Annotated in this window: 19 protein-coding genes; 10 read left to right on the forward strand and 9 right to left on the reverse strand. The window is 64.3% G+C overall.

What is annotated here, in order from left to right; all coding sequences use genetic code 11:
* Nucleotides 1–13 precede the first annotated feature (13 nt).
* From BMY67_RS08725 to BMY67_RS08735, 3 genes are all read left to right on the forward strand, one after another.
* Nucleotides 14–529, forward strand: a complete 516-nt coding sequence (locus BMY67_RS08725; RefSeq protein WP_092770532.1) for a DUF4920 domain-containing protein — start codon at nucleotides 14–16, stop codon at nucleotides 527–529.
* A 132-nt stretch (nucleotides 530–661) separates the two neighbouring features.
* On the forward strand, nucleotides 662–2,776 hold the full coding sequence (gene ligA / locus BMY67_RS08730) for an NAD-dependent DNA ligase LigA (RefSeq protein WP_092770534.1): 2,115 nt from the start codon (nucleotides 662–664) through the stop codon (nucleotides 2,774–2,776).
* Nucleotides 2,777–2,854: 78 nt separating this feature from the next.
* Nucleotides 2,855–3,289 (forward strand): rhodanese-like domain-containing protein, encoded by a 435-nt coding sequence (locus BMY67_RS08735; RefSeq protein ID WP_092770536.1) that lies wholly within the window; start codon nucleotides 2,855–2,857, stop codon nucleotides 3,287–3,289.
* A gap of 5 nt (nucleotides 3,290–3,294) precedes the next feature.
* On the opposite strand, the gene BMY67_RS08740 is transcribed toward BMY67_RS08735, so the two are convergent.
* Nucleotides 3,295–4,674 carry a glycoside hydrolase family 2 TIM barrel-domain containing protein gene (locus BMY67_RS08740; protein ID WP_092770538.1) on the reverse strand — a complete coding sequence of 460 codons (1,380 nt, stop codon included), beginning with the start codon at nucleotides 4,672–4,674 and terminating at the stop codon, nucleotides 3,295–3,297.
* A 544-nt stretch (nucleotides 4,675–5,218) separates the two neighbouring features.
* Here BMY67_RS08740 and BMY67_RS19325 point away from each other — a divergent pair.
* The gene (locus BMY67_RS19325; protein WP_092770540.1) at nucleotides 5,219–7,582 is read left to right on the forward strand and encodes a glycosyltransferase family 2 protein; all 2,364 of its coding nucleotides are present in this window, start codon (nucleotides 5,219–5,221) and stop codon (nucleotides 7,580–7,582) included.
* A 36-nt stretch (nucleotides 7,583–7,618) separates the two neighbouring features.
* Here BMY67_RS19325 and BMY67_RS08750 read toward each other — a convergent pair whose 3' ends face one another.
* Nucleotides 7,619–8,542, reverse strand: a complete 924-nt coding sequence (locus BMY67_RS08750; protein WP_092770542.1) for a polysaccharide deacetylase family protein — start codon at nucleotides 8,540–8,542, stop codon at nucleotides 7,619–7,621.
* Between the two features lie 136 nt (nucleotides 8,543–8,678).
* Between BMY67_RS08750 and dapA the strand changes: the two genes are divergently transcribed.
* Nucleotides 8,679–9,548 (forward strand): 4-hydroxy-tetrahydrodipicolinate synthase, encoded by an 870-nt coding sequence (dapA, locus tag BMY67_RS08755; protein WP_092770544.1) that lies wholly within the window; start codon nucleotides 8,679–8,681, stop codon nucleotides 9,546–9,548.
* 255 nt (nucleotides 9,549–9,803) lie between these two features.
* Here dapA and BMY67_RS08760 read toward each other — a convergent pair whose 3' ends face one another.
* From BMY67_RS08760 to BMY67_RS08775, 4 genes are all read right to left on the reverse strand, one after another.
* Nucleotides 9,804–10,541, reverse strand: coding sequence for a (Fe-S)-binding protein (locus BMY67_RS08760; protein WP_092770546.1), 738 nt, complete (start codon nucleotides 10,539–10,541; stop codon nucleotides 9,804–9,806).
* A 148-nt stretch (nucleotides 10,542–10,689) separates the two neighbouring features.
* On the reverse strand, nucleotides 10,690–11,544 hold the full coding sequence (locus BMY67_RS08765; RefSeq protein ID WP_092770548.1) for a hydroxymethylglutaryl-CoA lyase: 855 nt from the start codon (nucleotides 11,542–11,544) through the stop codon (nucleotides 10,690–10,692).
* 95 nt (nucleotides 11,545–11,639) lie between these two features.
* The gene (locus BMY67_RS08770) at nucleotides 11,640–12,056 is read right to left on the reverse strand and encodes a response regulator (RefSeq protein ID WP_092770550.1); all 417 of its coding nucleotides are present in this window, start codon (nucleotides 12,054–12,056) and stop codon (nucleotides 11,640–11,642) included.
* 66 nt (nucleotides 12,057–12,122) lie between these two features.
* Nucleotides 12,123–14,126, reverse strand: coding sequence for a sensor histidine kinase (locus BMY67_RS08775; RefSeq protein WP_092770552.1), 2,004 nt, complete (start codon nucleotides 14,124–14,126; stop codon nucleotides 12,123–12,125).
* Between the two features lie 169 nt (nucleotides 14,127–14,295).
* Here BMY67_RS08775 and BMY67_RS08780 point away from each other — a divergent pair, with 169 nt between their 5' ends.
* The 5 genes from BMY67_RS08780 to BMY67_RS08800 all read left to right on the forward strand — a co-directional run bounded on the left by BMY67_RS08780 (nucleotide 14,296) and on the right by BMY67_RS08800 (nucleotide 19,098).
* On the forward strand, nucleotides 14,296–15,624 hold the full coding sequence (locus BMY67_RS08780; protein ID WP_092770553.1) for a M23 family metallopeptidase: 1,329 nt from the start codon (nucleotides 14,296–14,298) through the stop codon (nucleotides 15,622–15,624).
* Between the two features lie 276 nt (nucleotides 15,625–15,900).
* Nucleotides 15,901–16,383 (forward strand): thioredoxin family protein, encoded by a 483-nt coding sequence (locus BMY67_RS08785; protein ID WP_092770554.1) that lies wholly within the window; start codon nucleotides 15,901–15,903, stop codon nucleotides 16,381–16,383.
* Nucleotides 16,384–16,404: 21 nt separating this feature from the next.
* Nucleotides 16,405–17,433 carry an FAD:protein FMN transferase gene (locus tag BMY67_RS08790; RefSeq protein ID WP_092770555.1) on the forward strand — a complete coding sequence of 343 codons (1,029 nt, stop codon included), beginning with the start codon at nucleotides 16,405–16,407 and terminating at the stop codon, nucleotides 17,431–17,433.
* 58 nt (nucleotides 17,434–17,491) lie between these two features.
* A complete protein-coding gene (locus tag BMY67_RS08795) occupies nucleotides 17,492–17,740 on the forward strand; it encodes a DUF4266 domain-containing protein (RefSeq protein ID WP_092770557.1) in 249 nt (82 codons plus the stop codon).
* Between the two features lie 59 nt (nucleotides 17,741–17,799).
* The gene (locus BMY67_RS08800; RefSeq protein ID WP_092770559.1) at nucleotides 17,800–19,098 is read left to right on the forward strand and encodes a DUF3570 domain-containing protein; all 1,299 of its coding nucleotides are present in this window, start codon (nucleotides 17,800–17,802) and stop codon (nucleotides 19,096–19,098) included.
* A 360-nt stretch (nucleotides 19,099–19,458) separates the two neighbouring features.
* On the opposite strand, the gene BMY67_RS08805 is transcribed toward BMY67_RS08800, so the two are convergent.
* The 3 genes from BMY67_RS08805 to BMY67_RS08815 form a co-directional block, all read right to left on the reverse strand.
* Nucleotides 19,459–20,061, reverse strand: a complete 603-nt coding sequence (locus tag BMY67_RS08805) for a hypothetical protein (protein WP_092770561.1) — start codon at nucleotides 20,059–20,061, stop codon at nucleotides 19,459–19,461.
* Nucleotides 20,062–20,281: 220 nt separating this feature from the next.
* On the reverse strand, nucleotides 20,282–21,010 hold the full coding sequence (locus BMY67_RS08810) for a hypothetical protein (protein WP_143069753.1): 729 nt from the start codon (nucleotides 21,008–21,010) through the stop codon (nucleotides 20,282–20,284).
* Complete coding sequence (locus tag BMY67_RS08815) at nucleotides 21,007–22,746, reverse strand: S8 family serine peptidase (protein ID WP_092770565.1); 1,740 nt, start codon at nucleotides 22,744–22,746, stop codon at nucleotides 21,007–21,009. Before BMY67_RS08815 ends, BMY67_RS08810 begins: the two co-directional genes overlap by 4 nt.
* Between the last annotated feature and the right edge of the window lie 73 nt (nucleotides 22,747–22,819).

Here is a 22,819-nt window from a genome sequence, read left to right on the forward strand (position 1 = left end):
CACTCTCCGGCTTATGCGCCCTCTCCTTCTTCTGCCTGCCGCGCTGCTGCTATTAGGCGCCTGTCAGCAAACAGCCCCAACTACGGCCAGCTCCTCTGCCCCTACTGAGGCCGCCCCGCCAACTGCCACGTCGGCCCAGGGCAAAACCTACGGCGCAACTATTACCAGCGAGGGTGCCCAGCCCCTGTCGGCACTGCCCACGCTGCTCGGCACCCAGGATTCGGCCCAGGTGAAGCTGGTGGGCTCCGTGCAGGAGGTGTGCCAGGCCAAGGGATGCTGGATGACCATGAAGCTGGCCGACGGCCGCGCCATGCGCGTCAAGTTCAAGGATTACGCCTTTTTTGTACCCAAGGATATTAGCGGCAAAACCATCGTTATCAACGGCTGGGCCCACCGCGAAATCGTGCCCGTGGCCGATTTGCAGCACTACGCCCAGGACGCCGGCAAGTCGGCCGCCGAAATTGCCGCCATCACCGAGCCCCAGCAGCAGCTGAATTTTGAGGCCGACGGGGTATTGGTGCAGGACTGAGAGAAAGTCAAAGAGAAAAAGTCAAAAGTAAAAGCCGCTCAACTAGCCTTTGCAGGAGTTGAGCGGCTTTTACTTTTGACTTTTTCTCTTTGACTTTCTATTTAGCTTGCGGCCCCAACCTGCCTTGCCTCTATGAGTCCCGATATCGAAGCCCGCATAATTGCCCTTACCGAGCAGCTGCACCACCTCAACTACCAGTACTACCAGCTCGACCAGTCCGAAGTAACCGACCAGGAGTTTGATGCGCTGCTGGCCGAGCTGGCCCGGCTGGAGGCCGAGCACCCCGGGCTGGCCCGGCCCAACTCCCCTACCAAGCGCGTAGGCGGCACCATCACCAAGCAGTTCCCTACGGCCGAGCACCGCTACCCCATGCTGAGTTTGGGCAACACCTACTCGGAGGCCGATTTGCGCGAGTTCGACGAGCGAGTGCGCAAGGGCCTGGAGGGCGCTGAAATGCAATATGTCTGCGAGCTGAAGTTCGACGGCGTGGCCATGAGCCTGGCCTACGAGCACGACCAGCTGGCCCAGGGCGTTACGCGCGGCGACGGCACCCGCGGCGACGTGGTAACCAACAACGTGCGCACCATCCGTAACCTGCCGCTGCACCTGCGGCCCGCTGGCCCCACCCGGCCGCCCGGATTCGAAGTACGGGGCGAAATCTTTATGCCGCTACCCGTTTTTGCCGAGTTGAACGAGGAGCGCGAGGCCAACGGCGAGGCCCTGCTGGCCAACCCGCGCAACGCTGCCAGCGGCGCCCTCAAGCTCCAGGACTCGGCCCAGGTGGCCGCCCGCCGGCTGCGCTTCTACGCCTACTCGTTTCTGATGCCCGGCCGCTCACAGTTCGATACCCACAGCTCCGCGCTCGAAGCGCTGAGTGCCTGGGGCCTGCCCGTGTCGGACACCTGGCGGCGTTGCGCTACTATTGAGCAGGTGCTGGATTTTGTGCACGAGTGGGACAAGAAGCGGTTTGAGCTGCCGGTAGCCACCGACGGCATTGTTATCAAGGTGGACGATTTCCGGCAGCAGGAGCTGCTGGGCTATACCTCGAAAAGCCCCCGCTGGGCCATTGCCTACAAGTACCCCGCCGAGGCCGGCCGTACCCGTTTGCAGGCCGTTCAGTATCAGGTAGGCCGCACCGGCGCCGTTACGCCCGTGGCCATGCTGGAGCCCGTACCGCTGGCCGGCACCGTGGTTAAGCGCGCCTCGCTGCACAACGCCAACCAGATTGCCGCCCTCGATTTGCACATCGGCGACATGGTATTCGTGGAGAAAGGCGGCGAAATCATCCCCAAAATAACGGGCGTCGACCTGGAGGCCCGGCCCGAGGGCAGCCAGCCCATCGTGTATCCCACCGAGTGCCCGGCCTGCGGCACGCCGCTCATCCGGCCCGAGGGTGAGGCCCACTTCCGCTGCCCCAACGACCGGGGCTGCCCGCCCCAGCTCAAGGCCAAGCTCGAACATTTTGTGTCGCGCAAGGCAATGGATATCGACGGGCTGGGCGCCGAAACCGTGGGCCGCTTCTTCGACTTGGGCCTGGTAACCGACGCGGCTTCGCTCTACGAGCTGCCGGCCAAGGCCGAAGAGTTGGCCCAGCTGGAGCGCCTGGGCGAAAAGTCGGTGCAGCGCTTGGTGGCGGGGCTGGAAGCCAGCAAGCAGGTGCCCTTTGATCGGGTGCTGTTTGGGCTGGGCATCCGCTACGTGGGCGAAACCGTGGCCGAGAAGCTGGCCGCCCACTACCGCACCGTGGAGGCGCTGGCCGCAGCCACGGCCCCCGAGCTGGCCGCCGTGCCCGAGGTGGGCGGTGTTATTGCCGAGTCGGCGGCGGCCTGGTTCCAGGAGCCCGCCAACCTCGACCTGGTAGCCCGCCTGCGGGCCGCCGGGGTGCAGCTGGCCCTCACCGGCGAGGCGCCCCAGCCCCAGAGCGACCGGCTGGCGGGCCAGACGTTCGTGCTCTCGGGCGTGTTTGAGCAGCACAGCCGCGACGAGTTGCAGCACCTGATTCAGCAGCACGGCGGCAAAGTCACGGGCAGCATCAGCAAGAAGCTCAGCTTTCTGGTAGCCGGCGACAAAATGGGGCCCGCCAAGCGCGAAAAAGCTACCGAGCTGAAAGTGCCCATCATCGGCGAAACCGACCTGCTGGCCATGCTGCCGAAGCCCGGCGAAACCGAAGCCGCCGCCGCTGATGAGGCAGCGGCTACCCCGCCCGATGCTGATTCGGGCACTCGCGCGCAGGGTTCGTTGTTCTAAGGCACCTCGGGTCTGCCACGCAACGCAACGGGGTTGGTCTGGCCGCGGTCTTATACATCTCTCACTGAAACCTTTACTATGCTCCGCCACCTGCTCATTACTACCCTGGCTCTCGCACCCCTGACCCTGTTGGCACAAACGCCTCTGCCTACCGCTCCCACCCCGGCGCCTATGCCGCCGGTTACCGGCGCTATTTCGGTGGCCACTGTACCCGTAACGCCCGTGGCGGAGGTGAAGAAGGCGCTTGGCCAGCCTAATGTAGTGCTGCTTGATGTGCGCACGCCCGAGGAGTACGCCACCGGCCATCTGCCCGGCTCTGCCAACCTCGACTTCCGCGCCCCCGACCTGGCCGCGCGATTGCATAAGCTCGACCCCAAGAAAACCTACGTGCTGTACTGCGCCTCCGGCAACCGCAGCAACAAAACCGCCGTGCTGATGCAGGAGAAAGGCTTTAAGCACGTCATCAACGCTGGGGCCTACACGGATTTGCGAGCTGCTGAGGTTGGGCAGTAGTCGGTTTATTGCTGCAGAATTCTTTTTTTAAAGCTCAGCTCTGCTTGGCGGCGGTCGAGCCTCTCCTCGGCGGTCGGCCGTCCCACATAAAACGGAAAGCTGTGGGTAGCGACGCTACCATGCCCATCGAAGGCGGTTACCAGCAGGCGATAAGGTCCTTTTTGGGTTGGGGCGCGCAGGAGTGCTCGTTGGGGCCCATCCGGGCGCACAGCACTAGGTAGGGCCTGGGGGGGCGTGCGGTGCTGGGGCAGAGTAATGTACTCGTTTACCTCGGGCACCACCTCCCACACCAGCCGGAGCGAGTCCTGCTCCGGGTCGGTGGCCCGGACGGAAGCACGGTAGAGGCGGCCGGGCTGAAGCAGGGTGCTGGCCCGGGCAGGAAGGCCGGCCAGGCGCAGGTCGGCCAGCGCAGGAGCCCGGTTGGCAACCTGCCGGCCGGTCCATAAAGAATGAACCACATCGACGACCGCCGTTTTTTCGCCATTGGCCGTGAACAGGCTAAACCACATAGGGGTTTGCTCCTGACGCTGGCCCCAGTAGAGAATGTAGCTACCCAGGCACTGCCGCCGCTGCTTGCGAATGCCCTTCTCGTAGCGCAGACGCATAAACTCTGCTTTCGCGTTGCTGCTCTGGTCGATGGGGGCCTGCCAGGACGTAACGGGCGACTCCCACCAGCCGCGTGCTCCGTACTCGCCCACGATGTAAGGCTTCACCCAGCCTGCAGCCTTAATGCTTTCCTCGATATCGGAGAGTTGGCCAAACATGTTTATGGTTAGCAGGTCCAGGTCGGGGCAGAAGCGGCGGACCAGGATTGTGTTGCCCACGTTGCTGCTCAGGGTGGTCGTTACGGGATGGTAAGGGTCCAGCTCGTGCACCATGCGCACCATTTCGTTGAGCACCTTGAATGTTTGCGGGCTGGTGATGTGCAGGTCGAGTTCGTTGCCGATGTTCCACATAAGCAGCGCCGGATGATGACGGAAGCGCAGCACCTGCTCCCGTAGTTCCGCACGTTGGCGGGCTACCTTCTCCTGATCGAAGTAATCGAAATGCTCGTATTCCGGGGTCATCCACAGGCCCAGCATCACGGTCAGGCCCTGCCGCTGGGCCTCGTCGAGGAGGGTACCGGCATAGTTGGTAGTGTAGAGGCGCAGCGAGTTGCCACCCAGAGTCCGCACCCGATCGAGCTGTTGGGTGCCCGCTACTCCACGGATATAATAAGGCTGGCCGTCCCGTAGCAGCTCGTACCCCCGCGCCGTGCGTTCAATGCGCACGGGCAGCACTCCCGGCGGTGGTGGCGGCAGCAGCGGTGGCGAAGATGATCCGCCGCAGTTAACCAGCCCTAAAACGAGCGGCAGCAGCACTCGAAGCTTGATCCATAAAAGCATGACAAGTGGCAAATAGTAGCTGCTGATGCAGTTTAATCATAAAAGTATTAAGAAAATTTAGCATTTTTACAGATAATTCCCATTTTTTTTATTAACAAAAAGAGTTAGGTTTGAAATATTCTAATCCATGATCACACCCTAGGTTTTCCTGAATCCAAATCCAAAGGGATATAACCAGGGTAGGCTCTGTAACTTATCCTTGGTTGCCCGGTGTTCTTTTTTTCCCCTACTCATATAGCCTATAGAAGCTGTTTGAGTTAGTTGAAAATGGCATAGCGACGCCATAACCAGCGTTTTGTCATGCAACTGTCAATCGGTTTGATTGCGCAATGTCAGCAACGATGAGCTGTCAGCTAGGACGTTTCTATACCCCGCATAATGACTTCGCTTAATAGTCCTTAGCTGGTCTCTCACCTGCCTACTTATCCAGTGAATTACGATGCGGCCTACCCAAGCTTTCTCTGCTGAAGCAGAACACCGCCCCCCGCCCTGCGCGCCCCCCGCGCCGGTTGTGGGTTATTCGCTGGTAAGCCAAAGCCGGCAGATGCGCGTTCTGGTCGCTATTGGACTGGCCCTAACGGCTTACTTTCTGTGGTGGTTTGCCACCAGCAACCCGGTGGGCTCGCCGGTGCTGTTTTGGCTGCTGGTGGTTTCGCTGGCGTTCAAGCTGCTGCGCATGTTGCACGAGTGGTACCACTACGTGGCCATCAGCCACCCCGTAGTGCCCGCTGCCGCGCCGCCCGCTTACACCGTCGATATGCTCACGACGGCCTGCCCTGGGGAGCCCCGCGATATGATTATTGCCACCCTGCGGGCCATGCAGGCCGTTACGTATCCGCACACCAGCTACCTCTGCGACGAAGGCGACGACCCGGTGCTGCGGGCCGAGTGCGCCCGCCTGGGGGTCGTGCACGTAACGCGGCAGCATAAGATCAATGCCAAGGCGGGCAACATCAACCACGCCCTGCAGCAGGCTACCGGTCAGCTTTGCGTGGTACTCGACCCCGACCACGTGCCCAGTCCCGACTTTCTCGACCACGTGCTGCCCTACTTTGCCGACCCGGCTGTCGGCTACGCGCAGGTGGTGCAGGCCTACGGCAACCAGGCCGAGAGCCTCATTGCCCGGGGCGCGGCCCAGCAGACCTACCATTTCTATGGCCCGCTGATGATGGGCATGAACACCTACAACACGGCCCAGGCCATCGGGGCCAACTGCACCTTCCGCCGCGAAGCCCTCGACAGCATTGGTGGCCACGCGGCGGGCCTGACCGAGGACATGCACACGGCCATGCGGCTGCACGCGGCGGGGTGGAAATCGGTGTACGTACCCGTTATCGTGAGTCGTGGGCTGGTGCCCGCCACGCTGGCAGGCTACTACAGCCAGCAGCTGAAGTGGAGCCGCGGCGCTTTCGAATTGCTGCTGCACGTGTACCCGCGGCTGTTTGCCCGCTTCTCCTGGCGGCAACGCATTCATTACCTTACGCTGCCGCTCTATTTCTTTTCCGGGGTTGTAACCCTCATTGATGTGAGCGTACCCGTAACGGCGCTCCTGACGCTGGAATATCCCTGGCACTTGTCGCTGCCCGAATTTGCGCTGCACCTCACGCCGGTGCTCGTGCTTTCGCTGCTGATCCGCTACAACGCCCAGCGGTGGCTGCGCGAACCCCACGAGCAGGGGCTGCACCTCACCGGTGGGCTGTTGCGCATCAGCGCCTGGTGGGTATACCTGCTGGGCTTTGTGTACACGCTGCTGCGCGTGCGCGTACCCTACATTCCTACGCCCAAAGACGGGGAGTTGGGGAACGAATGGAAGCTCAGTCTGCCCAACCTGATAGCGGCCGGCATTTGCGTAGGGGCCGCCCGCTACAACCACTACTTCACCCACACCCCCTATGCCCTGCTGATGATGGGCATGGCCCTGACCAATGCCAGCATTCTGCTGGCGGCGGTGCTTATGGGCCAGCACCGCCTGCTCGGCTATTTCACCCGCCTGCTCACCGGCCCCCGGCCGGGCCGGCGGCTGCTGGGCTGGGCCAGAAACTGGACGGGCCGGCTGTGGGCGGCCCTGCTGTGGCGGGTTCAGACGGCGGCCCTGCTGATGGCCGCACTGGTGTTTGGGGCGCATGCGCTGCTCACGGTCGGGCTGCAGAGCTGGCGCAACCAGAAGGCCCCCTCTACGGCGCTGGTATGGGCGCGCACGGGCGTGGGCAAAGTGCGCGTAGGCGTAGGCGCGGAAGACGCGACCACGGCCGCGGCAGGATCAGCGGCCCGGCCAGTGCTGGCCAGCTACCGCAGCGCGGGGCTGGAGCCCACCACCGCCGGGCTGGCCGAGGTATTTCTGCCAGCCGTCCCGACGGCTTCCGGGCTGCAAAAAGCATTGGAGCCGCTTGATAAGCAGGGCAGTATTCCGCTGCTAAGCTGGGAAGTAACCGACGTAGTCCGGCCAGTGGCCGGCTGGACGCCGGCTATCGAGCTTATCCGCCGGCGCAACAAGCCGCTGCTGCTACGCCCCCTCATTAAGGCCACCAACCCCACCGCTTACCGCACAGCCTGGCGGCAGCTGGTAGCCCGTTTCCAGGCCACCGGCGATACCAGTGCCGTCTGGGTCTGGACTCCCAACCACCCCGATTCGCTGGCGGCCTATTTCCCCGGCGCGGTGTACGTTGACTGGGTAGCAGTTGACTGCCGGCAGGCGGCGGCCCAGGGCGCCAGTTCTGCTGCCCGCTACGCCGACTGGCGCCTGCCGCTGGCCCAACGCGCCGAGCTAAGCAGCAAACCAATTTTGCTGCTGCTTCCGCTCCCAACGCAGCAAACCCCGCATGCCACCACCCGGCATCTTATCAGCCATTATCCCGAAGTAAAAGCCTGCATATTTGATGGAGCTTCTTTCCTGACTGCTGGTCGGTAGGTAGTTGACGCCGGGCCCGACGCCTTTGACTTCAGCCTAGAAGCTCTGCACCATGCTGTTGTGCAGGGTGCGGGGGCTCCAGTAGCCGCTGGCGATGATGCGGCGGATGGTATAGAGCGGGTCCTGCTGGTCGCGCTTCTCGGCCAGGATGAAGGCCGCGTCCATGCCGCGCTTCTTCAGCTCCGGAATGGCCTCCTGGTTCCAGAGGCCGAAGGGGTAGGCGAAGTAGTTGACTTTCTTGCCCGTAATTTCTTCGAGCTGCTTGGTGGGCTTCTCGATTTGGGTCACCCAGTCCTGGCCCTGGTACTTTTTCACGTTGTGGTGGTCCCAGGTGTGCGAGCCGATGACGTTGCCCTCGTCGGAAAGCTGCTTGACCTGCGCCTTGCTCATGTAGCGGGGGCGGCCCAGGCTCACGGTCATAATGAAGTAGACGGCCTTGAAGCCGTGCTTTTCGAGCGTGGGGCGGGCCACCGTGAACTGGTCGAGGTCGGTGTCGTCGAAGGTGAGCATGACCGGCTTGCTGGGCAGCGGGGCACCGGTGGTGAGGTAGGCGTAGAGCTGGTCGGGCAGGATGGCGTGGTAGCCCGAGTCGGCCAGCATCTGCATCTGGGCCTTGAACTGAGCCACCGGAATGATGTAGTCCTTAGCGCCTTTGGAATCCTTGGCCGTCCAGTCGCGAATCTGGTGGTAGCACAGAATGGGCACCTGGGGACGGGCGATGATAGTGGCGGCATCGGCGCGCTTGCCAGCCGGAATAGTGGCCGGGCTGCCATTGTTAAGGCTGGCGGCCGTAGCGTTGCCGGCGGTGGGTGTGTTGGCCGTTTCGGCCGAGTCGGCGGCTATTTCAGCAGTGGCGGCAGCGGCTTCGGTACCGGCGGCAGATTTGGTTTCGGTGCAGGCGGGCAGCGTGGCCAGCGTTGCCAGCGCGGCGGCCAGCAGGGGGTACTTCGTAAACTTCATGGATGATGGGGGTGCGGGCCGCTAAGAGGCGGACCGCAGGGGGAAACGCGGTGAAAGAAAATCAGGTGGAGCTTCGGTCCGGCGGCCGTATCTTGCCACCGGTCTTCCTACTACAAAGCAACCGCTTATTTCCCGCATGGACAAACTCCGTGGCACCGGCGTCGCCCTGGTTACGCCCTTTCTGCCCTCCCCCGACCGCGCCGTAGATTATCCGGCCCTGCGCCGCCTCATCGATTTCCAGCTCGAAAACGGCACCGATTACCTCGTCATCAACGGTACCACCGCCGAATCGCCCACCCTGACCACCGAGGAGCGCACCGAAATCCGGCGGGTAGCCAAGGAGCATACGGCCGGCCGCGCCCCGCTGGTGTACGGCCTGGGCGGCAACGATACGGCCGCGCTGGTGCGCAGCCTCGAAAGCACCGATTTAAGCGGCTACGACGCGCTACTCTCGGCCTCGCCCTATTACAATAAGCCCAGCCAGCGCGGCATTATTGCCCACTACCAGCGCCTGGCCGATGCCTCGCCCCTGCCGGTGCTGCTCTACAACGTGCCCGGCCGCACCAGCTCCAACCTCACGGCTGCCACCACCCTGGAGCTGGCCCAGCACCCCAACATCATCGGCATCAAGGAAGCCAGCGGCAACCTGGAGCAGTGCATCGCCATTGCCGCCCACAAGCCCGCTGATTTCCTGCTGATTTCGGGCGACGATATGATAACGACTTCGCTCATCAGCTTCGGCGGCGCGGGCATCATCTCGGTACTAGCCAATGCCTTCCCGCAGCGCTTCTCAGCCATGACCCGCGCCGCCCTCAACGGCGACTTTGCCGGGGCCAGCCAGCTGCTGTTCGGCTTCGCCGAATTGAACCCACTGATGTATGAGGAAAGCAACCCCGTGGGCGTAAAAGCTGTCCTGGCTGCCCAGGGCCTGTGCGCCGATGCTGTGCGCCTGCCGCTGCTGGAGGCGTCGGCCGACCTGACCGAACGGATTGGCAAGCTCCTATAAAAGCCATCAGTCACTACTGCTATTCAGCCCCAGCGGGGCGACTATGGGTAGTGATAAAAGCTCCTAAGAATGCTAGAGCCCCAGCGGGGCGACACTGACCGTTGTACGATTGGTGTCGCCCCGCTGGGGCTTTAGCACTTTTTACTTACCACTGGCTACCGATATATCGCCCCTCTGGGGCTGGGTAACAAGCAGCAACTCACCGACCGGTCAAGAAATCAGCGAAATCACGGTTAATCAGCGAAAATCAGTGATTTACCAGCCGCTAGCCAGCACGTCGGCCACATGCAGCGTCTTTATCGGCTTTTTCTCGCGGCGGATATAGGCATCGAGGTGCATCAGGCAGCTCGTGTCGGTGCTGATGAGGTAGTCGGCGCCGGTGGCCAGGGCATGTTCTACTTTCTGCTCGGCCATGGCTACTGATATGGCTTCGAACTTCACGGCGAAGGTGCCGCCGAAGCCGCAGCAGGTTTCGGTTTCGGCCATTTCGAGGCGCTCCAGGCCTGCCACGGCGTCGAGCAGCTGGCGCGGGGCCTCGCGGATGCCGCACTCGCGCAGGGCGGCGCAGGAGTCGTGGTAGGTGTATTTGCCGCTCAGGCTTGCCCCGGGGATGCTGGTGATGCCCAGCACATCGACCAGAAACTCGGTGAGCTCGAAGGCCCGACGCTGTACGCCGTGGTAGCGGCCGGCGTCGGGGGTGCCCTCGAACAGGTCGGCGTAGGTGTTGCGCACCATACCGATGCAGGAGGCCGAGGGGCTCACAATGTAGCGCTCCTGCTCGGTGGGGAAATCCGTGAGGAACTTGCGGGCCACCTCGCAGCTCTCGGTTTTGTAGCCCGCGTTGTAGGCCGGCTGCCCGCAGCAGGTTTGATTGGCGTTGTAGTGCACCTCGCAGCCTACGGCCTCCAGCACCTTCACCATGTTCATGGCGGTGTGCGGGAAAAGCTGGTCAACGAAACAGGGAATGAAGATATCGACTTGCGGAGCAGGCATGGGGTAGCAGAACGGTTGAGCAGGCGAAAACACTTGTCATCCTGAGCTTGCGAAGGACCTATCCAGAAGGCAACATCAAGCATTAGCCTCTGGATAGGTCCTTCGTCCTCGCTTGATGCGCGACATGCTCAGGATGACAGCATTTGCTTTAATGCCCCGCAAAGATGCGCTGATTCAGCCGTACGGCCTCGCCCAGGGCCTCCAGGTTCACGCCGGGCTCCAGGCCAACCTGGGTGGAAAACTCCAGCAGCCGCTCGGTGGGCATGTTGCCGGTGAGCTCGTCGGCGGCCATGGGGCAGCCGCCGTAGCCGCCCAACGCGCCATCGAAGTGGCGGCAGCCGGCCTCGTAGGCGGCCGCCACTTTCTCGTGCCAGGTGTCGGGCGTGGTGTGCAGGTGGGCCCCAAAACGGATATTAGGGTAAGCGGCCGTCAGCTCGCGGAAAGCCGGGCCGATGGTGGCCGGCGTGCTGGCCCCGATGGTGTCGGACAGGGCCACGATGCTCACGCCCAGCCCATCGAGCTTCTGGGTGAACTCGCCCAGCACGGCCGGGCTCCAGGCGTCGCCGTAGGGGTTGCCGAAGCCCATGCTCAGGTACACCACCTGCTGCTGGCCGGTGCGGGCGCAGATGTCCTGCATCCGGGCCACATCATCGAGGGCCTGGACAATGCTTTTGTTGGTGTTGCGCTGCTGGAATGTTTCCGACACCGACAGCGGAAAGCCGATGTAGCGGATTTGCGGGTGGCTGGCCGCCGTTTCGGCGCCGCGCAGGTTGGCCACAATGGCCAGCAACATAGTGCCCGACTGGCTCAAATCCAGGCCTTCGAGCACCTCGGCCGTGTCGGCGAGCTGCGGAATGGCCTTGGGCGAGACGAAGGAGCCGAAATCGAGGGTGCTGAAGCCTACCTTGAGCAGGGCGTTGAGGTAGTCGATTTTATCGGTGGTCGGGATGAAGGTGGGCCAGCCCTGCATGGCGTCGCGCGGGCATTCGGTGAGGTAGAGCATACTATAGAGGTGAGAGGTGAGAGGTCAGAACTGAGAAGTGAGCAACCAGAAGTTAGCGGCGAATATCTCGCTTCGCACTTCTGATGGCGCACTTCTCATTCAGGTAAAACCAGGCCGAAATGCTGCTGGAGAATGGCCGCCAGCTTCTCGCGGGTCAGGGGTTTGGTCAGGAAGCCGGCTACCGGCAGCTGCTCGGCCCGCTGCCGGTCGGTGGCCAGCATGGAAGTTGTCAGCATCACGATAACCGTGTGCTGGCGCGTTTCGGCGGGCAGCTGCTGGTAGGCCTCCAGAAACTCAAACCCATCCATTACGGGCATGTTCACATCGAGCAGCACCAGGGCCGGGCAGGCGGCGTCGGCCGTGGCGGGGCAGCGCTGCTGCAACTGTCCGAGCGCCTCGGCGCCGTTGAGGGCCACCACAATTTCCTCGCTAACCCCCAGGCGGTTGAGCAGGCGGGTACTGAGAAAGTTGGTGGTCGGGTCGTCGTCGACGAGCAGAATGGCAGGCAGCATAAAGGGCAGAACGGGGCAGAAAAGAGCCGACAGAACCGGAAAGTCAGTTCTCTGAGAAAAGCGGGCTCAGGTGGGTAGCTCTACGGAAAAAACCGAGCCGACGCCGGGTTCACTGCTTAGCTCCACCCGCCCGCCGGCGTTGTCGAGAATCTTCTTCACCATGTACAGCCCCAGCCCGGAGCCCTCCACGTGGTCGTGCAGGCGCTGGAACATGTCGAACACCCGGGGCTGCTGGGCCGGCGTCAGGCCCAGGCCATTGTCGCGCACTTCCAGCGTTACCCCGCCCGTAGTGCGCCGGGCCCGGAGCGCCACCTGCACCGGGCGGGCCGGGTGGCGGTACTTGATGGCGTTGCTGAGCAGGTTATAAACGATAGAGCGCAGGTTCTTTTCGGCAAAAACCACCGTCAGGTCGGCGGGCACGTCCACAAGCAGCTCACCGCCGGCCGCCACCAATTCAGGGGCCAGGTCGAGGCGCACGTCTTCAACAATCGCAGCCATCCTGAGCGGGGCCAGCTGGCTGGCGTGGGCCTTCTGGAGCTTGGTAATGTCGGTGAGCTGGTCGATAGTCCGTTTGAAGCGCTCCACCGCATCCTGCATCAGGTCGAGCAGGGCCGGCACATCGGTCTGGGCCGGGGGCGGCAGCAGCAGGTCTTCGCGCAGGGCCGTCACCAGGGCTTCGATGTTGCTGATGGGCGCTTTCAGGTCGTGGGAAGCCGTGTAGATAAAGTTGTCGAGGTCGGCGTTGGTGTAGGTGAGCTGCTGGTTGGCCAGCAGCAGCCGCTCGTTGGTCAGGCTCAGCTGCTGGCGGGCCAGCACCTGCTCGGTTACCTCGGTGGCCACGCATACAATGCCCGTCAGCTGCCCCTCGCCGTCGCGTAGCGGTTCGTACACGAAATTGTAGTAGCCCGTTTCTTCGGGGCCGTGGTGCGCCAGCCGCAGGGCTTTTTCCTGCACCACGTAGGCCTGGCCGCTGGTGCGCACCTCATCGAGCACCAGCACCAGCCCCTGCTCGGCCAGCTCGGGCAGGGCTGCGGCAAACGGCTGGCTCAGCAGTTTTTCCAGCGGCCGTTGCAGAATATCGAGCATCAGCGAGTTCACGATTTCCAGCACGTAGTCGGAGCCCCGAAACAGGCAGATGGCCACCGGCGACTGGTCGAACAAGGCCACCAGCTGCTGCTGCTGCTCTTCGCGGAGCTGGCGCGAGAGCACCTGCCCGGTTACGTCGTAGGCGAAGATGGACACGCCCACGATAACGTTGTTTACGCGGTAGGGCTGGTAACTGAAATCGAAGTAGCGCTGCTGCGGAACCGGCGAGGTGGGCGAAGCCGTGGAAACCGGCAACTCGGTGCCATAAAACGTGCGGCCCGTGGCGTACACGGCATCCAGTTCGGCTATCAGCCCGTGGGCTACAATTTCGGGCGAAACATCGGCGTAGTAGTGCCCCGTAAGCTCGCGGCCGGGGAACAGCTCCCGAAAAGCCGGGTTGCAGTACTGCAACAAATGGCGGGGCCCACGCAGCATGCCCACAATCACGGGGGTCTGCTCGAATACCTGATAGAAGCTTTCCCGCTCCCATTCATGGGCCTGGGCAGCCGTTTCGGCCTGCGCCAGCTGCCGCCGCAGCTCGCCCGATTCGGTGGCCAGCTGGCGCATGCGCGCCACCAGCCCCCCCGGACTCATCGCCACATCTACCCCGCAGCCCATCAACAGGCGCCCGTCGCTCACGGCCCGAAACGTGAGGCGGTAGCCGGGCTCGTCGGGGCCGGCGGGGGGCAGCTCGTAGTGGCCCGGCTCGCCCGTTTGCAGCGCAGTCCGGCAGACTTCCAGCAGCCAGCCCGTGGTGGGCAGGCGGGTAAGCCAGGTGGCATCGGGCCGGGCCGGCAGCCCGATAACCTGCTGCGCGGCCGGGTTGAGGTAGTCGAAGGCCAGGTCGGTGAACTCGGCCGGGTGGGTGCCGGGCGCATGCAGCGGCCGCAGCAGGCCCATAGCGGCCGGCGACACGTCGAGCAGCGCAATCAGGTCGTCGGCGGTAGAAACACCGGGAGCAGCGGCAGACGAGGAAGCGGGCATAGCGCAGATACAAGGGTGGGAGTCGGCGCAGTAAACTTACGGCTTGCCGGCTACTTCTGCTGCCGCAACAAGCCCCCGGCGTTTCGTTCCCCAACCGAACTACCCGGCACGTTTTGAGGTTTAGGCAGGCACTGCCGTTACCCTCCCGCCTTTGCCGCCCGCCCGTTTGATGCCGCACCGCCTTCGCGCCCTGCCTTTTCTGTTGTTGCTTGCCCTGCTGAGCGCCTGTAGCCAGACCCAGACCCTGCGCGGCCTGTTCGAGCCAACCACGCCCCACGAAACCTACGCCCGCCGCCTGCGCCAGGCGGGACTCGCCGAAACGGCCCTGGGCCGCGACTGGCTCCGGGCCGCCGACCAGGCCCTGCACGACTCGCTGACGGTGCAGCTGCCCTACCACGAATCAGGCTTTTTCCCTTCTGACCGGGCCGTGGCGCTGGGCTTGCGCTATAGCGTGCGGGCAGGCGAGGCCATCCTGGTCAGCCTTACGCTGGCGCCCGGCACCACCCCGCCCCGCGTGTTCCTCGATGCCTTCGAGCTGCGCCCCGACCAGCCCATGCCCCGCCTCCTGCTCTCGGCCGATACGGCCAGCCTCTCGTTTCGCTACGTGGCCGAAACCGACCGCCGGCACCTGCTGCGGGTGCAGCCTGAGCTGCTGCGCGGCGGCCGCTACACGCTCAGCATCCGCCGCGAGCCTAGCCTGAGCTTTCCGGTGCAGGGCAAGTCCGATAAGGCCATCGGCTCGTTCTGGGGGGCGGGGCGCGACGGCGGGGCCCGCCGCCACGAGGGCGTGGATATTTTTGCGCCCCGCGGCACGCCCGCCGTGGCCGCCGCGGCCGGCGTCGTTACGCGGGTGCAGGAAACCCCGCTGGGCGGCCGGGTGGTGTGGCTCTCGGCTTCCGGTTTCAATGCCCACCTCTACTACGCGCACCTCGACCGGCAGCTGGTGCAGCCCGGCCAGCGCGTGCAATTGGGCGACACGCTGGGGCTGGTAGGCAACACCGGCAACGCCCGCACCACCCCGCCGCACCTGCACTTTGGCGTGTACCGCAACGGCGCCCTCGACCCGCTGCCCTTCGTGCGCGGAGCCGATGCGCCCGCCGCCACGCCCAAAAAACTACCAACCGAGTTGGGCCAGTACGTGCGGGCCCGCGCCCCACGGCTGCCGTTGCGCCGGGCACCGGCCACTTCGGCCGCCACCCTGGCGGGCCGCACGGCCGAGCGCACCTCTCCCCTGCTGGTGCTGGGCACCGTGCCCGGCTGGCTACGGGTGCAGCTGCCCGGTGGCAGTAGCGGCTTCGTGCCCGCCCCGGCCGTGCGCCCCGCCGCTCCGCTGCGCCGCGAGAAGCTGGCGGCCGAAGCCGAGCTACGGTCCTTCCCGCTGCCCGGGGCGCCCGCCGTGGCGGCCCTACCGGCCCAGACAGCCGTGGCCGTGCTGGGCGAGTTCGGGGCCTACCGCCTCGTGCGCCAGGCCAGCGGCCGCACGGGTTGGGTGCTGTGAGCCGGTGGTTTTTGGGTGAGTTCTTCTTTTAGGATCTGGGGCATCTCATGCGTTCTTTTCAGCTTTGTTCAACGGAAAACCAGCAACTAAAATGAACAACGCCGGTGTTTCTTCATTTAGCCTTCATGCATGCCCCCGTACGTTTGAGCTGGTGATTGGAGTAAGAACGCGGGATGGCTTTTTCGGAAGCTATTCCGCGTTTTATTTTGCCCCGGACAGGCCGTTTTCTCGTATGTGGCTCCGCTCCCTGCGGCTCACCTCTTCCATTCGCTTGATATGCGCGTTTTCCTTTTAGCAGCGGCTTTGTTCCTGACTGAGGTAGGCGCGGCGCCGGCCGGTTTCGCGCAAACGACTACCACCCCGGCCCGGCCCGCCGATGCCTGGGTAACAACCCTGGATGCGGCCATGCAGCAGGCCAAGGCCACCAACCGGCCCGTGCTGGCCGTTTTTTCGGGCTCCGACTGGTGCAAGCCCTGCATCATGCTTAAGCAGGAAGTCTTCGACCAGCCCGCCTTCGCGCAGTTTGCCCGCGACAAGTTTGTGCTGGCCCGGTTCGATTTCCCGCGCAGCAAGAAAAACAAGCTGCCCGCCGAGCAGGTAAAGCAAAACGAGCTGGCGGCGGCCAAATTCAACCAGGAAGGCGCCTTCCCGCTGGTGGTACTGATTTCGCCCGAAGGCAAGCTGCTGGCCAAAACCGGCTACCGGCCCGGCGGCGAGGCCGCCTACGAGGCCCACCTCAACGCCCTGCTGGCCCGCTAACCCACCTGTTTCCCTGCCCCGATGCGCCTGCTGCTGCTTTGCCTCTGCTGTTTGCTGCCCCGCCTGGTTTGGGCCGGGCCGGGCCCCCTGCGCAACGTCACCCAGGAAGCCCACCTGATGGGCTCCCACTTCACCTACACGGTAGTAGTTGACAGTGATTCGCTGGGCCACCGGGCCCTGAATGCCGCCGTGGCCGAAACCCGCCGCATCGACCGGCTCATGTCGTTTTGGGATTCCACCTCCCAAATCACGCAAATAAACCGCGCCGCCGGTTTGCAGCCGGTGGTGGTGGATGCGGAGGTGTACGAGCTGATTGCGCGCACCTTACGGATTTCGGCCCTGAGCGGCGGCGCCTTCGATATCACGTTTGCCTCGGCCGATAAAATCTACCGCTTCGACCGGCAGGAGCACCCGCTGCCGCCCGAGGCCGTGCGCCGCGCCGCCGTGGCCCGCATCAACTACCGCCACGTGCTGCTCGACCCGGTGCGCCGCACCGTGATGCTTCAGGAGAAAGGCATACGCCTGAACCTAGCCGGCGTGCTCCAGGGCTACGGCATCCGGCGGGCCCGGCAGGTGCTCGATAAGCTGGGCATCAAAGGCGGCCTGCTCAACGGCTCGGGCGACATCCTGTGCTGGGGCCGGCAGGCCGACGGCTCGCTCTGGCGCGTGGCCATCGGCGACCCCGACCACCCCGGCAGCCTCTCCAGTTGGGTGCAGGTAACCGACGTGGCCGTGGTAACGGCCGGCAACTACGAGCAGTATTTCACCTCGGGCGGCCAGGTGTACGGCCACATCATCAACCCCGCTACCGGCCTGCCCGCTACCGGCCTGCGCTCGGTCACCATCATCTGCTCCGATGTGGAGCTGGCCGACTGCCTCGATGAAGTGGTCTTCGTAAAAGGCCCGGTGGAAGGTCTGGCCTTCATCAACCAGCTCAAAGGCGTCGACTGCACCCTGATTACCGACGACAACCGCACGCTGGTTTCCAAGAACATGCAGGTCAACTACTACCGCAACGGCGCAACGGCGCCTTCGACTGCTCAGCCTTAGCCCGGCAGTGCACCGACCCGTTCCTCTATTTTACCGCCCACTTTTTCACCGCCTTGTCATGCTGACTTCCCTGCCTTTTATTCGTCTGCGCCGCCCCCTGCTGGGCTTGGCGGGCCTGCTGCTGGCGGCGGGCAGCCTCGGGGGCTGCGTGTCGGTGGCGGCCTACCAGAAGGTGTATCTCAACGATGAGGACATGAAGCTGGCCAACAAGAAAGTGGAGGTGTACGAAACCAACTTCGAGTCGTACCGCGAAGGCGCCGGCGGGGCCAACGGCGGCAAAGTGGGGGGCGGCTGCGGTTGTAATTAGAAGTGAGAAGTGAGAAACGGTACGCGGGGGCGTTTTGGGGTAATTTTTTCGGTTTCTGTATGTGTTTGAAGTTTACTGAGAGAGCATTATTCCAGCGGTTGCGGCTGGTGGCCTGCGGGGTGCTGCTGCCGGGGCTGGCCTGGGCGCAGGGCGGCGTTACGCCCAACCGCCTCGACGGCTCCGGGGTGCCGCTCACGCCCCAGACCAATGCGGCCAGCGCCGCGGTGGGCGAAACCGAGCTGAACATCCTGGGCAGCTACTACCAGCAGGACGGTACCCACGGGGCCGTGCAGGGCGGGCGCGGCACCGAGTACCTCACCGACGTCACGCCCACCATCATCCTCAACATCCCGCTCGATACCGTCAGCCGCCTCACCGCCAACATCGGGGCCGACTTCTACGCCTCGGCCTCCACCGACCGCATCGACGGCGTGCAGGGCTACTACCTCTCCACCCCCTCGGCCCACGACACCCGCTACCACGCCGATTTGGGCTACTCGCGCGAAAACCGGGCGAAGCGGCGCGTGCTGGGCATCGGCGCGGGCGTCTCAACCGAGTACGACTACTTCTCGGTGAACGTGGTGGGCTCGGTGGCCAAAACCTCGCGCGACGGCAACCGCCAGTTCAGCGCCGCCGGCCAGGTGTATATCGACCAGGCCAAGCTCATCTACCCCATCGAGCTGCGCACCGGCCAGCAGCTGGTACCCACCAACAAGCGCCAGAGCTACAACCTGTCGCTGGTGTACTCGCAGGTGGTAAATCAGCGCCTGCAAGTGGCCCTGAGCACCGAGCTGGTGTACCAGCACGGGCTGCTGAGCACGCCCTTCCACCGCGTGTACTTCCGCGATTCGGCCCCCGACCTGCCCCGCGTGGAGCAGCTGCCCCAGCAGCGCTTTAAGTACCCGGTGGCGCTGCGGGCCAGCTACTTCGCCTCCGATTTCATCCAGCTGCGCGGCTTCTACCGCTTCTACAACGACAACTTCGGCATCATGGCCCACACCTTCGAGCTGGAAACGCCGCTCAAGCTGACGCCCTTTTTCGTGCTCTACCCCTTCTACCGCTACCACCACCAAACGGCCGCCAGATACTTCGCGCCCTACGCCCAGCACTCACTCACCGACGAGTTCTACACCTCCGACTACGACCTGTCGGGCTTTGCGGCCAACAAGTACGGCCTGGGGCTGCGCTACTCGCCGGTGTACGGCCTCAGCCGCTTCAAAACGCCGTTCGGCAACGGCCAGGGCGGCCGCCGCATCGCCAGGTTCAAATCCATCGACCTGCGCTACGCCTACTACCAGCGCAACACCAACTTCACCGCCAACATCGTCAGCTTCGATATGGCGTTTGTCATGCCGTAGATTAGGGATTAGAACGCTTGGTGTGAGTTAGAGTTAGCAGCTAAAAAACTAGCTCCCCTCCTTGGAAAGGAGGGGCTGGGGGTGGTTGATGCACGTTGAACGGAAGCTAGAAACTAGCTCTAGTTATCGTTCAGGTGCCATCAACCACCCCCAGCCCCTCCTTTCCAAGGAGGGGAGCTAGTGGCTAGTTTTTAACTCACACCAAGCGTTAGGGATTAGGGATTAGGGACGAAACGGGTTTCGGGGATTACAGAAGCCTGTTTTGGTTGTTTTCTTCGTTTGACTACCCTCGTTCAACCCCAACAGAAAGCGCCGCCGGATTAGCTCCGGCGGCGCTTTCTGTTGGGGTTGAACGAGAAATTATTCGGCAATAACTACGGCTCGTTTCAGGGATTTGGAGTAGGCCAGACGACGCTCCCGGCCGTCGGCCGAGGGGTAGTCGAAGCCGATGGCGCGGCTATCGGCTTTCACCGACGACCACGACTGCGCATCTACGTTTTCGGGCTGCACGCCCGTTTTGGGCACGGCGGGCTGCACAAACCGGTCGTCGCGGAAGAAGCTGTTCATGCCCTGCAGGATGGCAATTTCCTTGTCGCGCACCGTGGCCGCCTGCGGGTCGGTCAGGTCCTGGTCGCGGATGAGGGCCGTAGCCGGCATCACTTCCTGGCGCAGGGTGTCGCCGGCGCTGTTGAGAACGATGAAATGGGCCTGCGAAGAGGCAATTTTGGGCCCACGCAGCTGCAACACAAAGGTATCCTTGGTTTTAAGCGACGAGAAATTGTGGCTGGCATTGACCGTCCGCAGCACGGTCCGCTCGCTTACCCGGCCGCGGTTGGCCTCCATACCGGGGGTAAACTGACGGTCGGTATTGCGGGAAGTCGCCACTTCGCGCTCCGTATTCAGGCAAGACGACAGCTGAAGCAGGCAAATGGCGCCGACAACGGGGATTACAAGTTTTTTCATGGAAAGCAGACGCGGCAATATATTCAGCTGGGAAAGCTCCAATGGTGGCCCCAGCCCCGAAAGTTCGGGATTTCCCGGCATTCGGCCAATTTATCAGACAAAATGGAGTGGCGGCCAACTCATTAGGGCAGTGCCTCTGCACTACCCGGACCGCCAGCTGGTGTACCTACGAAAAATGATGCCCAAAGGGCTGCCGGGGTTGCTTTTTTTTACTGTTTTCTTAAAATATGCCTACCTCCAGCCCCAGCAGCCAGCGCGGCAGCTCGGGGTAAGCAGGCGGGGCCGCGCTGCTGAACGTGTTGGCGAGCCGGTAGCGGGCCAACAGGGCGTAGCGGCCCGCGCCCAGCCGGGTGCCCAGGCCCCAGCTCCAGCGGTGCAGGTAGGCGGGGCTCAGCTCCTTTACTACGGTGCGGGTGCCCTGCCCCTGCCCGGGCCGGTCTTCGTAGCGGTGGCTGCGGCCCAGCACCCAGCCGCCCCAGCCGCTCAGGTCGAGGTAGTGCCCCACCACGTTGCCCCGCCGCCCGAAACTCAGCCGCACGAAGGGTTCCAGCTGGAGCTGCGTCAGGTTCAGGGTTTCGCGGTAGTGCAGCTGGGGCGTGGGCACCAGTTTCTGGCCGCTTTGCCGAAGCTGGTAGCGCAGGTAGGCAAAGCGGGCATCGAGGCCCACGGCCGCTGGCCCCGCCACGCGCCACTTGTTGCGCACCCCGGCAAACAGCTCGGCCGACTGCGGGTAGCGCAGCTCGGCCCCCGGCCCGGCGGCCGCACCTGCCACCGTGGCGTAGCCCAGGTACAAATGCTGGTAGAATGCCCGGTTGGGGCCGTAGCGCGAAGGCAGCGTGTCGGTGGCCGGGTTGGCGCGTAGCAGTACCCGCTGGGCGGCCGCCGGACGGGGCAGCGCGGCCGGCAGCGCCAGTGCCAGCAGCAACGGCAGGGCTTGGGGATTCCTCATGGCGCTTCGAAACTGGCCGTGTAGCCTCTAAAATGCACCCGCAGCGTACCGCCGGGCGGCAGCAGCGGCAGCAGCACCCGCAGGATGGCCCGCTGGCTTACCTCCAGCACTTCGTAGCGCACCACAAACCCCGTCGCGTCGCGCAGCTGCCAGTACAGCGGCGCCGGTGGCGCGGGCGTACCAGTCGCAGCTTCGGGCACCGTTTCGGCCGGTAGTTCGGTCGTGGTCAGCCTCGCCGGGGGCGCCGCGGCGGCCAGCAGCGGCAGCGAATAGGCGGGCACAACGGCCGCCTCGGGCCGGATGATGACGCCCACCACCGAGTCGGCGGCCACGAAATCGAAGGTTGGTACCGGCGGCGCGGGCGCGGGGCCGGCGGCACGGAAGGCCGCCGCCCGGGGCAGGCCGTAGCCGTGGGCGTAGTCGAAGTACGGGTAGAGCTGCCCGGCCTGTTGCAGGCGGACAAACAGCTCCATCACGGGCAAATCGCGCTGTTGCTGCCAGGCGCAGGCGGCAAAGCCCGCCACCAGCGGGCTGGCAAACGAGGTGCCCTCGGCCCGCTCGAAGCCGCCCGGCACGGCCGTAATGGCCACCCCAAAAGCCGCCAGGTTGGGTTTGAGCTTGCCACTCGCCGCGGGCCCGTAGCTGCTGAAATCGAGGTGCAGCAGCGTTTCCGGGTCGAGGCCGCCCACTGTTAGCACCGAGTCGGCGTCGGCGGGGGTGCCGATGGTGCGCCAGTTGGGGTCGTCGCCGGCGTTGCCGGCCGCATTCACCACCAGCATGCCCTTGCGCACGGCCAGGGCGGCGGCGCGGGCCACCAGGCTGGTGCGCCCGTTCATCTGCTCCGGAAAATAGCGTCGGTCTGTGTAGCCCAGCGAGGAGTTGATGATGTCGGCGCCGTTACGGTCGGCCCACTCGGCGGCGGCCAGCCAGGCTTCTTCCTCGGCGTACCGCTCGCGGCCTTTCTGCTCGGTTCGGGCTAGCAGGAACTCGGCGGCCGGCGCCAGCCCCAGAAAGGTGCTGTCGGGCAGCTGGCCGGCCAGGCACGAGAGCACCTCGGTGCCGTGGGTGCCGCCCCGGTACACGTCGGGAGTGCGGCGCAGGAAATCGTAGGTGGCCACCACGGCCCGGCGGCGGTACAGGTGGGCGAAGGCGGGGTGGGTATCGGTGCCGCGGAAGCCCACGTCGAACACGGCAATGCGCAGGCCCTGCCCCTGCCGCCCCGCCTGCCGGAACTCGGCGGCCCCCAGCACGGCCGTTTGCCGGTGGGCCAGCGCCAGGTCGGCGGCCGCAAGCGGGGCGGGCGGCGCGGGCGGGGCGGCTGGCCGGGGGTGGGCCGCGGCGGTCAGCAGCGGGCGTTCGGGCCAGGCCTCTACGCTGCGCACGCCGGGCAGCAGCCGGAGCCGGGCAACCTGGGCCGGCGTGGCCCGGCACGATACGGCATTAAACCAGCGGCTGACGAGCGTAACGGAATCGGTGAGGCTGTTTACCCGGGCCAGGTAATCGGGGCGCACCGGGAAATCGGTGCTGTCGGCGGCGGGCAGGTGCTGGCGGCGGCGGCGGGCCTGGGCAGCGGCATCGAAGTAGGCGGCCGCGTGCAGCGTCTGGCCTGCCTTATCGCGGAACGTAACCCAGTAGCGGGCCACCGGCGCCGCGGCGGGCGCGGGGCGGTGCTGCGCGGTGGCCGGCAGCCCGGCCAGCAGCCCCAGCCATAAAGTCAGACGCCAACGGAACCGCAATGTTTACTAATTATAAAGTCTGTTTCGGCGTCGAAGGTACAATAAAGCCCCGTTTGGCGAAGCCCCGACGTCG

Source organism: Hymenobacter actinosclerus (genome assembly GCF_900111515.1).
Lineage (GTDB): Bacteria > Bacteroidota > Bacteroidia > Cytophagales > Hymenobacteraceae > Hymenobacter > Hymenobacter actinosclerus.

Bases quoted from the DNA above. Each gene is read 5' to 3' on its own strand.
- BMY67_RS08725 (WP_092770532.1), top strand. From the start codon at position 14: ATGCGCCCTCTCCTTCTTCTGCCTGCCGCGCTGCTGCTATTAGGCGCC.
- ligA (WP_092770534.1), top strand. From the start codon at position 662: ATGAGTCCCGATATCGAAGCCCGCATAATTGCCCTTACCGAGCAGCTG.
- BMY67_RS08735 (WP_092770536.1), top strand. From the start codon at position 2,855: ATGCTCCGCCACCTGCTCATTACTACCCTGGCTCTCGCACCCCTGACC.
- BMY67_RS08740 (WP_092770538.1), bottom strand. From the start codon at position 4,674: ATGCTTTTATGGATCAAGCTTCGAGTGCTGCTGCCGCTCGTTTTAGGG.
- BMY67_RS19325 (WP_092770540.1), top strand. From the start codon at position 5,219: ATGCGCGTTCTGGTCGCTATTGGACTGGCCCTAACGGCTTACTTTCTG.
- BMY67_RS08750 (WP_092770542.1), bottom strand. From the start codon at position 8,542: ATGAAGTTTACGAAGTACCCCCTGCTGGCCGCCGCGCTGGCAACGCTG.
- dapA (WP_092770544.1), top strand. From the start codon at position 8,679: ATGGACAAACTCCGTGGCACCGGCGTCGCCCTGGTTACGCCCTTTCTG.
- BMY67_RS08760 (WP_092770546.1), bottom strand. From the start codon at position 10,541: ATGCCTGCTCCGCAAGTCGATATCTTCATTCCCTGTTTCGTTGACCAG.
- BMY67_RS08765 (WP_092770548.1), bottom strand. From the start codon at position 11,544: ATGCTCTACCTCACCGAATGCCCGCGCGACGCCATGCAGGGCTGGCCC.
- BMY67_RS08770 (WP_092770550.1), bottom strand. From the start codon at position 12,056: ATGCTGCCTGCCATTCTGCTCGTCGACGACGACCCGACCACCAACTTT.
- BMY67_RS08775 (WP_092770552.1), bottom strand. From the start codon at position 14,126: ATGCCCGCTTCCTCGTCTGCCGCTGCTCCCGGTGTTTCTACCGCCGAC.
- BMY67_RS08780 (WP_092770553.1), top strand. From the start codon at position 14,296: ATGCCGCACCGCCTTCGCGCCCTGCCTTTTCTGTTGTTGCTTGCCCTG.
- BMY67_RS08785 (WP_092770554.1), top strand. From the start codon at position 15,901: ATGCGCGTTTTCCTTTTAGCAGCGGCTTTGTTCCTGACTGAGGTAGGC.
- BMY67_RS08790 (WP_092770555.1), top strand. From the start codon at position 16,405: ATGCGCCTGCTGCTGCTTTGCCTCTGCTGTTTGCTGCCCCGCCTGGTT.
- BMY67_RS08795 (WP_092770557.1), top strand. From the start codon at position 17,492: ATGCTGACTTCCCTGCCTTTTATTCGTCTGCGCCGCCCCCTGCTGGGC.
- BMY67_RS08800 (WP_092770559.1), top strand. From the start codon at position 17,800: ATGTGTTTGAAGTTTACTGAGAGAGCATTATTCCAGCGGTTGCGGCTG.
- BMY67_RS08805 (WP_092770561.1), bottom strand. From the start codon at position 20,061: ATGAAAAAACTTGTAATCCCCGTTGTCGGCGCCATTTGCCTGCTTCAG.
- BMY67_RS08810 (WP_143069753.1), bottom strand. From the start codon at position 21,010: ATGAGGAATCCCCAAGCCCTGCCGTTGCTGCTGGCACTGGCGCTGCCG.